Here is a 12,514-nt window from a genome sequence, read left to right as displayed (position 1 = left end):
GAGGTGTCGGATGGCTGCGAATTACTTCGCGCGTTCCTCACTCAGACAGGAGCATCTTAACGGCTGCGCCAAGGATTCACCGTTAAATGCCGCACACTTTGGGCGTCAATACGGATGAGTTCGACATACCCATGTAAAAAGGGGGCTGCAGCCCCCCTCCCTTTTGCGTCATGCCGCAATCAGAACTTGTAGCGCAAGTTCAGATAATACTGACGACCGCTGACGTCGAGCTTCTGCTGCTCTTCTTCGCTGTAGCGATACTGCGCGCGCTTGGCGTTGGTCAGGTTGGTCGCGCTGAACGCGAGCTCCAGGTTGTCGGTGAAGTAGTAGTTGGCCGACAGCGCCAGCGTCGTCACTGCATCGGCGTACGTTGGCGCGGTTGGCATCGCCACGCCGTTGATCACGGTCAGGCCCTGGCTGTTGGCCGTTGGCGCCGGCGCGGTCGTGCTGTTGACGTACTCGCCGCGGTAGTTTGCGACCAGACGCGCCGACAGCTTGCGGTCTTCATAGTACAGGCCCAGGTTGCCTGTCCATTCGGATGCGCCCACCATCGGCCGGCCATCGTCGACCTTCGTCTTGGCGCGGCTGATGTTCGACGTGAAGCCGAAGTTGGTCTGGCCGAACGGCTGCTCGTACTGCAGCTCGATGCCGTTGATCTTCGCGCCCTGCTGCGAGGCGGTGTTGATGAAGAAGGACTTGACGGTCTGGTCGCGCGGATCCTGCAGGTCGATCGTGGTGCTGCCCACCGCGCCCGTTTTCGGATAGCCGTTGATCGACGAATGGAACACGCTCAGCGCGACGATCGAGCGCGGTGCGAAGTACCACGACCATGACAGGTCGACGTTGTCGGCCGTTTGCGGTTCGAGATCCGGATTCGGCCCCGTGACGCGGCAGCCATTGGCATCGCAACCCGGCGTACCGAAGCCGCTGCCCAGCAGGTTGTAGTTCTGGCGGCCGATCGTGCGACTCACGCCAAAGCGCGCCAGCATGTCGTTGCCCATGTCGTAGCGCACGTTCAGGCTTGGCAGCCAGTTGTCGAAGGTGCGCTTGGTTGGCGTCTTGTAGTAAATGACGCCGGCCAGTGGATCGAATGGCGTGCCGTCGTAGAACGGGGTCGCGTCGCCGGCATCGGTGATCGCGCCCGGATACGCGGCGCACGTCACAGGCGGCTGGCCCGGTGCGACGCGCCGGCAGGCGCCAACCGGAATCGGCGTGGCGATATTGGCTTTCACTTCGGTGCGCGTGAAGCGCACGCCGACGTTACCCGACCAGCGATCGCGTTCCAGGTTGGCCATCAGGTAGGCGGCGCTCTGGCGTTCCTGCATGTCGATCTCGGAACTTACGCGGCGCTCGAACGCGTCGCTCGTGACCTTGGTATTGCCCGCGATATAGTCCTTGATCGCTTCCGGCGTGTAGGTGAAGCCGGTGTTGTCCCAGCCCGCCGGACCGTCCAGGCCATTGCCGAAGTCGCCGGGGAACGCTTGCCAGCCGGTGGTTGGCGTGGGCGTATTGGACATGACGCGGCCCGTGGCTGGGTCGAACGTGATGCCATTGCGGAACGCCGGGCCGCGGCGCGCGCTGGTGCGCTTGTGATCCGAGAAGCGCACACCGCTTTCCAGCGACTGGAAGATGCCGCGGTCGACGCGGTATTCGGTGTCCAATTGCGCACTCCATTCCTTGTCGACGGTGCGCACGCCCGAGGCGGCGCGGTCGACGACGGCGTAGCCGCTGCCGTCGGCGTTCAGGCCGGGCTGGTTGCCGCCGGCGTTCTGGTACCCGACGAACGGCGCGTCATGCAGGTTGCCGAGCGCGTACGAAATGCCGGTGCCGTAGCGGGCCAGCGTCACGCCCTGATCGAGTTCGGTCGTGCCCACGCCGCGCGTGGTCGAGAGCAGCGTCTTGATCGTGAGGTCATCGTTGACGCGGTACTTGGCGTCCAGGTCGAGGAACGAGCTCTCGGCCTTGGCGCCGTCGCGGTAGAAGCCTTCCGAGTTGCCGACGTACTGCGGCGTGGTCCCGTTCGGGAACACGATGTCGGCGGCTTTCAGTACCTTGAGCTGGTTGCCGTAGACGGTGGTTTCGTTGACGATGACCGGATTGCGGATCTGCGCAAATACCTGCTGGCCGTTCGAATTCGTGTTGGCGGCAGCGGCGACGGTACTGCCCAGCGGCGCGTTCTTCCCGAGCAGCATGGAGTAGATGGCGCTCGATGTCAGGCGGCCGTGGTTGTCGGCATCCATCGACGAATGAAAGCCAGTGAGCGTCACGTCGAGATCGCGGTTCGGCTTGAACTGCAGCGACAGCATGCCGCCCTTGCGGTCGCGCACGGATTCGACGAACTCCGAGCTCATCGAGCCCGGCAGGCGCACACCGTTCAGGTCTGCTGCCGTGTAGCCGGTGCCGGCAAGCGATGCATCCGTGATGCCTTTCATCGTGCTGCTGTTGATCACATCCCAGCCGCTGTTGGTGCCGTAGGCGAAACGCGAGACCGAATCGCGCCGCACGTAGCGCTTCTCGGCAAACAGCGCGGCCAGCACGCCGAAGGTGCCGGCCTCGTTCTTCCAGTTGACCGAGCCATTCATGTCCGGCGCGTAGCGCCCCGGCAGGTCGGCGTAGCTGGCGCCGACGCTGATCACGCCCGACAGGTTCTCCTTGGCCGACAAGGGTTTACGCGTGGAGACGTTGATGGTGCCGGCCAGGCCGCCATCGACAATATTGGCCTGCGATGTCTTGTAGACCACCGCCTGCTGCAGCACGTGCGACGGCATCAGCGACAAGCTGGTCGAGCGCGAGCTCGAGCCCTGGTCGGCCACGTACCAGTCGGCGCTGCTGACGGCGTGCCCATTGAAGATGATCAGCGACATGTCCGGATTGGTGCCGCGCATCGAGACCTTCTCTGCCTCGTCATAGTCGGTGCGCACCGCCACGCCGGCCAGGCGCTGCAGCGAATCGGCCAGGTTCTTGTCCGGCATCTTGCCGACGTCTTCGGCCGTGATGACCTCGACGTTGGCCGACGCATCGCGCTTGACCGCCAGCGACCGGGCCAGCGACGCGCGGATGCCCGTCACTTCCACGGTCTGCATCGGCACTGCGGCTGGGGTCTCCTGGTCCTGCGCTTGCGCCTGCGCCAGCACTGGCAACGTGGCAAGGCTCCAGACGGCCATCGATACGGCCGCGGCAAGCGGCTTCTGCTTGAACATCATCTCTCTCCTGGGAAGGTGCGATTCTTGGTAAATTAAGGCAAATTTTTAAATGCTTGTGGCGAGTATTGATGATGAATTGCCATGATGAATAATCACTTGTGTTCGCTTTCGTATAACTGGGAGGAATGCATGTTTCCCATGGATCGCTCAGGTTATGGGCACATACGCAGAATTCATTATCCCCAGCGCACACGCCAGATTAGCGTGACACTTTCCCTTCTCCCGAGATGACCGCCATGCGCCTTGCCTGCCTGCTTCTTGCCAGCGCCGTCCTGACCGGCTGCGCCAGTCCCCCTGCCGCCACGCCGCCGATTCCGGGCGCGCCACCGCCACCCACGCCGCTGGCGGCCCTGCTGGACAAGCCGATCTACAAGATGACGCCGTTCGAGACCGGCCAGTACATCCCGCACATGCAAAGCGCGCAGCCCGACCTGCGCAAGCGCATCGCTGCGATCGGCCGCCAGAACATCGGCCAGCCGTATTCGCTGAACCTGCTGGGCGAGTTCCCGTTCGAGATCCACGACAGCTTGCCGATGTACAGTCTCGAACAAAGCGATTGCGTCGTCTTTGCGGAACACACGTATGCGATGGCGCTGTCGCAATCGTGGGAAGAATTCTTCTGGATGCTGCAGCGGATCCGCTATCGCGACGGCGTGATCGGCGTGGCCACGCGCAACCATTACACCGAGCTGGACTGGAACGTGGCCAACCGCTGGCTGGTCACCGATATCAGCGCCGACCTGGCCGGCCCGAACGGCCCCGGCTACGATATGCGCGTCGACCGCGCCCGCTTCCTGCGCACGCGCCACAACACGGTGCGCGACATCCCCGTCGAAACGAGCCGCCAGACCTACGTGCCGAAAGACGGTGTGGCGGCCATCCTCGAGCAGTTGCAGGAAGGCGACTTCGTCAACGTGATCTCGACCCGCAACGGTGAATACTGGGCCTCGCACGTGGGCCTGGTGGTGCTGGGACCAAACGGCGAGCGGCACTTCCTGCATTCGTCGGCGCCGAAGGTGCGCGAAGAAACGTTTGCGTCGTACATGGCGCGGGTGGCAGGACGCGAAGCGGACAATGCACGCGCCGGCAAGCCCGGCCAGATGCTGGCCGGCTTCAAGTTCCTGCGCCTGAACGAGACAATCACGGTGCCGCCAATGGCGCCGCAGCCGCGGCCTGGCCGGCCCGGCGCGTAATACATTGCTTTGCGTTCCCGGCTTGCCGGGCCGGGAACGTTACTCTCCTCCGCTCGAATCTTCATTCAAGAAATAGGGAATTAGAAATTTAATTCCCTGATTCTATTTCTATTCTCATTAAACCGTTTGAATAACGCTCCATCGCTACTATCCCTGAGCGCTGTTGAGTGACCTCAATCCCGACATGCAGCCAGGGTCGGATAATCAACTCGCAAATAACGGGCGATCAAATCCGTGGTAATTCGATCCGTATATCGGCGCAATCGTGGCGCTTTTTTCTGGCATTTTCTCGAATCAATTTCTTGGAGTGCAGTGCGGCCTGACGGCTCTTCTTCGTATAGCGTGGTGTCACATCAAAACTGGCAACGGCGCTCAACGCAGACGCCTCGCTTATTTTCAAACATCATTTCTTCCTTTCGATCGGGTTATTTATTTTCGCATTCTTTTTATTCGCTTTTTGCCGTGCTGTTATTCAGTTGATGCAAAGTCAGTCACGCCTTTGATATCCCAGGCAGTACAGCGGCAATAACACGCTGCTGCACGATCAGCCTGAGAAATTGCCGGTTTTGATTTACCTGTTGTTGCCACTGTCACTGTCGAGGAAACCATGCGAGACGAGATCAAATCAGTTCACCTGGAGCAGCTGCTGACCCGGCTGCGTGAGCGCCACGCCGTGATCGGCATCATTGGCCTTGGCTACGTCGGGCTGCCACTCGCGCTGCGCTATGCGGCCGAAGGCTTTCACGTACTGGGGATCGACATCGACGCCGCCAAGGTCGACCAGCTCAACCGGGGCGAGAGCTATATCGCCCACATCAAGGGGCCGACAATCGCTGCGGCGCGCGCCGCCGGGCTGGTCGCCAGCAGCGACTTTTCGCGCGTGGTCGAAGCCGATGCGCTGATCATCTGCGTCCCTACGCCGCTCACCGCGTACCGCGAGCCCGATTTGTCGTACGTGATCGGCACGGTCGAGTCGCTACTGCCCCACATGCGCCCCGGGCAGTTGCTGTCACTTGAAAGCACCACCTATCCCGGCACCACCGAAGAAGAACTGCGGCCGCGCCTGGAAGCGCGCGGCCTGCGCGTCGGCCACGATGTGTTCCTCGTGTTCTCGCCCGAACGCGAAGATCCGGGCAACCCCGACTTCCACACCCGCACCATTCCCAAGATTTGCGGCGGCTCCACCGACGCCTGCCTGGAAGCCGGCCTGGCCCTGTACCGGCAGGCGATCGACACGGTCGTGCCAGTCAGCTCGACCCGCGCAGCCGAGCTGACCAAACTGCTGGAAAACATTCACCGCGCCGTCAATATCGGGTTGGTCAACGAGATGAAAATCATCGCCGACCGCATGGACATCGATATCCACGAAGTCATCCGGGCCGCGGCCACCAAGCCATTCGGCTTCACCGCCTATTATCCCGGCCCGGGCCTGGGCGGGCACTGCATCCCGATCGACCCGTTCTACCTCACCTGGAAAGCGCGCCAGTTCGGGCTGCACACCCGCTTCATCGAGCTGGCCGGCGAGATCAACAGCGACATGCCGGCCTGGGTGATCGCCAAAGTGGCCGACGCGCTGAACAGCCGCAGCCGCGCCGTCATGGGTAGCCGCATCCTCGTGCTGGGTATCGCTTACAAGAAAGACGTGGAAGACATGCGTGAGTCGCCCTCGGTGGCGCTGATGGAACTGCTGCGCGCGCGTGGCGCCGTGGTCGAGTATTCCGACCCCCATGTGCCGGTCTTCCCGCGCATGCGCGAGCATCACTTCGACCTGTCCAGCGTCGAACTCACACCAGCATCGCTCGCCTCGTATGACGTGGTGCTACTGGCCACCGGCCACAGTGCGTTCGACTATGAACTCGTGCGCCAGAACGCCAGCCTGATCGTGGATACGCGCGGTGTGTTCCCGAACCGTTCGCCTAACGTTGTGCAGGCCTGAGGCCAGGGACAGAGCATGCAATCCATCGACCCGCGATCGCAGGACGAGACGTCGCGCAGCCTGATCAACAGCCGCATCCAGGCCGTTCTCGACCACGGCCAGACCATCATGGGGCCTGAAGTTGCCGAACTCGAGCAACGCCTGGCCGACTACACGGGCGCGCGCCATTGCATCACTGCGTCCTCTGGCACCACAGCACTGGCGATCGCCCTGATGGCGCTTGGCGTCGGGCCAGATGACGACGTCATCACCACGCCGTTTGCCGCCAGTGCGGCGGCCAAAGCGATCGTGCTGGTCGGCGCCAGGCCCGTGTTCGCCGACATCGAACGCGCTACCTGTACGCTCGATCCGCAGCTGATCGAAGGAGCGATCACGCCGGCCACGCGCGCGGTCATCCCGGTTTCGCTGTACGGCCAACCGCCCGACATGGACGCCATCAACGGCATCGCCGCCCGCCACGGGCTGGCCGTGATCGAAGACGGCGCACAGAGTTTGGGCGCCACCTACCGCGGGCGCCAGAGCGGCAATCTGTCCACGATCGGCTGCACGAGCTTTTTCCCGACCAACCCGCTCGGTTGCTATGGCGATGGCGGCGCCCTGTTCACGAACGACGATGCGCTCGCGGGCGCGATGCGCGACATCCGCATGCACCGTCAGGCGCGGCGCCATGCGGATCACCGTTTTGGCCACGACGCGTGCATGGAGACGCTCCAATGCGCGATCGTGCTGGCCAGGCTGGAACGGTTCGATTGGGACATCAGGCAGCGCCGCCGCATCGCGGCTGCGTACGACGAGATGCTGCAGCCGCATTTACCAGTCATTGGCTGCCGCTCCGACCGCACCAGCGCCTGTGCGGGGTATGCGGTGCTGGTCGAGCAGCGCGAGCAGGTGCGCGCCATCCTGGAGCATGCCGGCGTCCCGACTGCCGTGCACTACCCGGTACCGTTGCACCGGCAACCTGCCTACGCCCGGCTGGCGCCCGATACGTCATGCCCCGTCGCTGACGCGATGGCATCGTCCCTGCTGAGCTTACCGATCGGACCGCACCTGGCGGCGGCAAATGTCCGTCATGCCGTCCAGTGTCTGCTGCACGCGAAGGGGCCGCTGCAAGCTCGGGGCGTGGAATCGGTCGAGCTGTAGAGGTGATGCGACAACGATCGACCAGATGGCGTCAGCGCATCTCTTCGACGAGCTTGAGTCCTTCGGCAAAGCGCCAGACACGGCGGATCTCGATCACATCGAAGTTCGCGGCGACGTTCGGCGGAAACGCGGCGTAGCGGGCGTTCAGGCGCACGAAGCGGCGCACGGCATCGTCCATCTCGGCGCGGCCGCTTGAACGCACGATCGTGATCTCGTCGATGCTGCCGTCGCTGCGCAGCGAGACGCTCACCAAGGGATCAATGCGTACGTCGCGCAGCGACAAGCGCGCGCCGCCGAGCACCGCATTGCGCTCGAGTTTCTGGCGCACGCTGTCGACGTACAAACGCAGCGGCGCATCGCGCTCGCCGCCGTCGGCCACCACGCGGCGGTTGCCGGCCGGCCGGTCGCGCGGCAAGCCGGAGGCGTCCACATTCGGGATCGTGACCCCCCGCAGCAACTCGCGTGCGCGATTGCCCGGCAAGCCAGCCATGGCGCCCGGCCCCGCTTGCATGCCTGCCCCGCTCCCGGTGCCCACGCCAGCGCCAACGCCAACGCCAGCGCCGTCCGTGCGCGCGGCGGCAGCGGCGCCAGCGGCTGGTCCTGCGCCTGCCCCCGCAGCTGGCCCGGAAACCTGCATCTGCACGCGCTGCGCCGCCTGACGCGCCGCTTCTTCGGCAGCGCCCCTTGCCAGCCGCTCGGCGTCCACGCGCGCCTGCTCGGCCGCTTGCTGGCGTGCGCGCTCCTCGGTGAGCCTGCGCTGCGCCAGGTCCTCGACGCGCTGGCGTTCAGCCGCTTGTTGGCGCGCCAGTTCCTCGGCCAACCTGCGCTGTGCGATGTCCTCGTTGCGCTGGCGCTCGGCCGCTTGCTCGCGTGCGCGCTCCTCGGTCAGTCTGCGCTGTGCCAGTTCCTCGCTGCGTTGCCGCTCAGCCGCTTCCTGCACCACGCGCTGCGCGGCATCTTCGGCGCGCTGGCGTGCCTGTAACTGGGCTTGCGCCAGGGCTTCCTGCGTCGCCGCTTCCTGCGCCGCGCGCTGTGCAGCCAGATCGCGCGCAGCAGCGGCCTGTTGTTCACGCTGCACCAGCGCTTCCTGGTCGCGCAGCGCTTGCTGCTGCACTTGCTGCTGCTGCTGCTGCTGCTGCTCGGCGAGCCTGCTTGCCTCGGCGGCGTTGCGTTGTGCATCCACCTGTGCCTGTGCCTGTGCCTGTGCCTGTGCCTGTGCCAGCCGCGCCTGCTCCTGCTCGCGCTGCAAGGCAAGCTCCTGCTGCAGTGCTTGCTCCCGCGCTGCGCGCTGCGCCTCGGCATCCACGACAGGTTCCGGGGGGATGGGTATCTCGCTGGCCGCCACCTCTTCAGGCGCCTCAAGTGGCTCGACAACCGTCGACGGCGGACCCGCGTCAACCTCTGGTAACGGCACCGCCACAGCGAATTCGGATTCCGGGTTCGCTTCCATGGCAATCACAGGCGTCGCCACGTCGCGCAGAACACGCTTGGGCGCGACTGGCGCCGGCCGAGGCAGACGTTTCTTTGGGGCCGGTGCAATCTCCGCAACCGGCAGCGGTGGCGGTGGGGGCGGCAGATCGACCAGCCGCAGGCCGCGCGCAGGCGCCGGCGCTGGCGGGACAGCGGCGACGGGCAGCACCGGCGGCGGCTGGACAGGCGTTGGCACCATTGGCGTTGGTACAGCAGCGACGGTTGGCGCCGTCTCTGGTACAAGTGCCGGCAAAGGAAGAGACGCTGGCGCGAGCACAACGCTGAGCGGTCCGCCACCGCCGGCATCGCCGCCCGGCACGCCGAACTGCAGCGACAATAGCAAGGCATGCAGCAGCACCGAAATGGCAATACCGCCAACCAGGCGCCGGTTGCTGCGGGCGTGGGCGGCCTGGCGCGTGCTGGCGGTCGCAGGATGCATGGCGTCGTTGGGAGGTATTGTCAGGCTTGCATCTTAGCGTTAACGCGGCCGTATGGCGATCACGCCGCCTTGCCGGGCGTCCGGCTATTCGACGTGCCCGGCATACCACCCACCAGCGCCGCCAGGCTGGTGCGTGCCTGCCACCACGGCGTGCCTTCCAGTGTCTGACTGCAGCTCGGACATTCCTCGAATGGATTGCAATCGTGGTCAAGCGCCACGTAATTCACGCCAATCACCGTCTTGCCCTGGTAGCTGTCCACCCGACCCGAACCCGACTTGGCGCCCGGCCTGGCTGAACCGCCAGCCGCGGCAGAGGTGGAAGTCGATGCAGAAGCCGATGCAGCATCGATCCACTTGGCAAACGGCTCGGTGGCGACACCATCGGCCACATACCAACGGCGGCGGGTGGGATTCCAGCGGGCGCCGAGCGCCTTGGCGGCATCCTTTTCGGCATAGGGGACGGTGAGAAAAACCATGTGCGAACTGCTCCGGGATCGATGTGCTTGCGGATTGCTATTCTACCGCGCCGGGCTGAGCGCCGGACCGAGCCAGGGACGCCATCCAGCACGACATTCAAGGTTCCTTCTGGCGCCGCGCCCAGGCGGCGTCGCTGTCGCGCTGCTCGCGCCGGTCCTTGCGCCATGTATACAACAGGTTGCCGACGGTGCTCAGGAAGGCGCTGAACATGGCGATCAGTGCGCCGATATCTGTCAGCGTCAAGTCGGTGGCCAGTCCGGCCAGGTTGGCGTCCATCAGACGCTGCAGTGTTTCAATCATCATCGTGTCTCCCCTCTTCTTGCGGCGATACCTGCACCGGCAAGCCCACGCCTACCCTGCGCTACATCAATGTGATGCATGAAAGTATAGGAAAACTATACCACAGCAGTAAAGAAAAGCTATACTTCAATGTATAGATTTCCTTTACCATACGAACATGGACCTTCAAACAATGATTGCTAACTGGGTGAAAGAAGCGCGCACCGCGGCCGGGTTGTCGGGTACGGCGCTCGGCGCCCGTCTTGCGGTCGAACTCGGGACCGACCGTGGCCATACCAAGGCCAATATCTCTCACTGGGAAAATGAAAAGCACAGCCCTAACCTGAAGCAGTTGCTGGCGATTTCCCGGGTCACGGGCTGCCGCCTGCCGGCCGACATTCTGGCGCCGCTGGGCGGTGGCCCGGCACATGACGGCGGCGCCCTGCCCGGCTTGCCCGGATTGCCCGGACTGCCCGGCTTGCCCAACCTACTTCGCGTGGTGGCCGAAGGCGATGACGATGGCTTCGTGCCCATTCCCATGGTCAAGCTGCGCCTGTCAGCGGGCATCACCGGGTACCGGGCCGAGCCGGAAGCGCGCGATGGCGGCACGCTCGGCATGCGCCGCACCTGGCTGGAACGCAACCAGTACAGTCCCTCGCATCTGATCGCGATCTACGTCAAGGGTGAAAGCATGGAACCGTCGCTGTACGCCGGCGACATCGTTGTCATCAACACGCTCGACACCAAGCCGGTCGCTGGCGCCGTGTTCGCGTTCAATGTTGAGGGCGAAGCCGTCGTCAAGCGCCTGGCGCGCGAGGCAGCCCAGTGGTGGCTCACCTCCGACAACCCTGACCAGCGCACCTACCACCGAAGGCTATGCCAGGGCGACGAGTGCATCGTGATCGGTCGTGTCGTGCGCAAGGAAAGCGACCGCATCTGACACGCATCGCCCGCTGTCAGGCGAACACCTGCGGCGCCCGTTCGAGGATACGGCGCAGCGCCGGATGGTGTACCCGGCGCTCGACGGTCACGGCATAGACCTGCTCGACAATGGCGTCGATCACGCCCACCGGCGTCAGCCCGTATTGCTCGCACAATGCGTCCGCAAGCACAGTGGGCGCCGCCATGAAGCCCGCACCGGCGCCGGCAAATGCGCCCAATAAAGCACCGTCATCGAACTCGCCGACCACGATCGGGCGCAGGCCCTGCGCCTCGAGCCAGGCCATCAGCTGGCTGTGCAGGGCCGCGCCCTGACCCGGCATCAAAAATGGCGCGCCTTTCAGGCGCTGCGGAAAATCGCCGGCCCAGCGCTGGCACACGTCAGGGTGCGCCACAACCGTCACGGTGCTCGATCCGAGCAGATGACTGTGGCCACGCACGGCGCCGCCAGGCGGCAAACCCTGGTCCGAGATCAACAGGTCGAGGCGGTGCGCGCTGAGATCTTCCATCAGGTCGCCAAATTGTCCTTCGCGACAGACCAGGTGCATGGCGAGCCCTGCATCGCGCGCAGGCTGCAGCAGCCGGAAGGCCATCGTCTTGGCGATCACATCGCACAGGCCCACCCGCAGTGTTTCGGTCTCGGTGAACAAGCCACGCCGCACCGCCTGCTCCAGTTCATTGCCGAGGCTGAAGATCTGGTCCGTATAGCGCAGGACGGTCTTGCCGGCTTCGGTCAGCACCAGCCCGCGCCCCTTCTTGCGCAGGAGTTCCTCGCCAAACTGGTCTTCCAGCACCTGCAATTGCGTACTGATCGCTTGCGCCGAGACGTGCAACTGCTCGGCCGCGCGCACGACGCTACCGGCCGTGGCGACCGCATGAAAGTACTGCAGGTGCTTGTAGTTCATTCGCCGTTACCACCAAAAATATTGAGAATTGCTAAAGATTATTCGATTTTACTTTAGCATTGCGCAACCGTATATTGGTGACTCAGTTCACATGAAGCGAGGAAGCAATGAGAAATTACCCAACCGACAGTCCCAAGGCCATGAGCCGCCTGCTGGCCCTGGCGATGATCGCCGACGGCCGCCTGGCGCCCCAGGAGCTCAAAACGCTGCACCGCAGCGGCGTACTCGAGGTGCTGGGCGTGAGCGAAGACACGTTCGACGATGCCGCAGGCGAGCTGACCCAGGATCTGCTGGCCCACAGCACGAACCACGCTGCCGGCATGGTCGAAATCGAACCGGCGACGATCGACGCGCTGCTGGACGAAGTGCAGGATCCGGCCCTGCGCGCGCTGGTGCTCAAGGGCATGCTTGAGATCGTGCGGGCCGACCAGATGATCGATCACCGCGAGCGCCGCCTGTTGCGCCGCGCGCTGGCAGCCTGGGGGGACGGCAGCGAGGCGTTCCCTTCGGCGGCTTGATGACCACGCCAATGG

General features: G+C 64.2%; 10 protein-coding genes. 5 read left to right on the top strand and 5 right to left on the bottom strand.

Going from position 1 to position 12,514, the window contains the following annotated elements; genetic code table 11:
- Window positions 1–179: 179 nt before the first annotated feature.
- Window positions 180–3,203, bottom strand: a complete 3,024-nt coding sequence (locus tag NX775_RS20595) for a TonB-dependent receptor (RefSeq protein WP_258837664.1) — start codon at window positions 3,201–3,203, stop codon at window positions 180–182.
- A gap of 236 nt (window positions 3,204–3,439) precedes the next feature.
- On the opposite strand from NX775_RS20595, the gene NX775_RS20590 reads away from it, so the two are divergent.
- From NX775_RS20590 to NX775_RS20580, 3 genes are all read left to right on the top strand, one after another.
- A complete protein-coding gene (locus NX775_RS20590) occupies window positions 3,440–4,396 on the top strand; it encodes an N-acetylmuramoyl-L-alanine amidase-like domain-containing protein (RefSeq protein WP_258837663.1) in 957 nt (318 codons plus the stop codon).
- Between the two features lie 607 nt (window positions 4,397–5,003).
- Window positions 5,004–6,332 (top strand): nucleotide sugar dehydrogenase, encoded by a 1,329-nt coding sequence (locus NX775_RS20585; protein WP_258837662.1) that lies wholly within the window; start codon window positions 5,004–5,006, stop codon window positions 6,330–6,332.
- 15 nt (window positions 6,333–6,347) lie between these two features.
- The gene (locus tag NX775_RS20580; protein WP_258837661.1) at window positions 6,348–7,472 is read left to right on the top strand and encodes a DegT/DnrJ/EryC1/StrS family aminotransferase; all 1,125 of its coding nucleotides are present in this window, start codon (window positions 6,348–6,350) and stop codon (window positions 7,470–7,472) included.
- Between the two features lie 31 nt (window positions 7,473–7,503).
- On the opposite strand, the gene NX775_RS20575 is transcribed toward NX775_RS20580, so the two are convergent.
- The 3 genes from NX775_RS20575 to NX775_RS20565 all read right to left on the bottom strand — a co-directional run bounded on the left by NX775_RS20575 (window position 7,504) and on the right by NX775_RS20565 (window position 10,161).
- Window positions 7,504–9,381, bottom strand: a complete 1,878-nt coding sequence (locus NX775_RS20575; protein ID WP_258837660.1) for an energy transducer TonB — start codon at window positions 9,379–9,381, stop codon at window positions 7,504–7,506.
- A 59-nt stretch (window positions 9,382–9,440) separates the two neighbouring features.
- Window positions 9,441–9,857 (bottom strand): DUF5710 domain-containing protein, encoded by a 417-nt coding sequence (locus tag NX775_RS20570; protein ID WP_258837659.1) that lies wholly within the window; start codon window positions 9,855–9,857, stop codon window positions 9,441–9,443.
- Between the two features lie 97 nt (window positions 9,858–9,954).
- Entirely contained in the window at window positions 9,955–10,161 is a 207-nt protein-coding gene (locus NX775_RS20565; protein ID WP_258837658.1) for a hypothetical protein, read from the bottom strand.
- Between the two features lie 154 nt (window positions 10,162–10,315).
- Here NX775_RS20565 and NX775_RS20560 point away from each other — a divergent pair, with 154 nt between their 5' ends.
- On the top strand, window positions 10,316–11,077 hold the full coding sequence (locus NX775_RS20560; protein WP_258837657.1) for an XRE family transcriptional regulator: 762 nt from the start codon (window positions 10,316–10,318) through the stop codon (window positions 11,075–11,077).
- 16 nt (window positions 11,078–11,093) lie between these two features.
- On the opposite strand, the gene NX775_RS20555 is transcribed toward NX775_RS20560, so the two are convergent.
- Window positions 11,094–11,981, bottom strand: a complete 888-nt coding sequence (locus tag NX775_RS20555; protein WP_258837656.1) for a LysR family transcriptional regulator — start codon at window positions 11,979–11,981, stop codon at window positions 11,094–11,096.
- Between the two features lie 107 nt (window positions 11,982–12,088).
- On the opposite strand from NX775_RS20555, the gene NX775_RS20550 reads away from it, so the two are divergent.
- A complete protein-coding gene (locus NX775_RS20550; RefSeq protein WP_258837655.1) occupies window positions 12,089–12,499 on the top strand; it encodes a tellurite resistance TerB family protein in 411 nt (136 codons plus the stop codon).
- Window positions 12,500–12,514 lie beyond the last annotated feature (15 nt).

It is taken from the genome of Massilia aurea (assembly GCF_024753205.1).
GTDB classification, from domain to species: domain Bacteria; phylum Pseudomonadota; class Gammaproteobacteria; order Burkholderiales; family Burkholderiaceae_D; genus Telluria; species Telluria aurea.
This window is presented reverse-complemented; position numbering and strand designations above follow the sequence as displayed.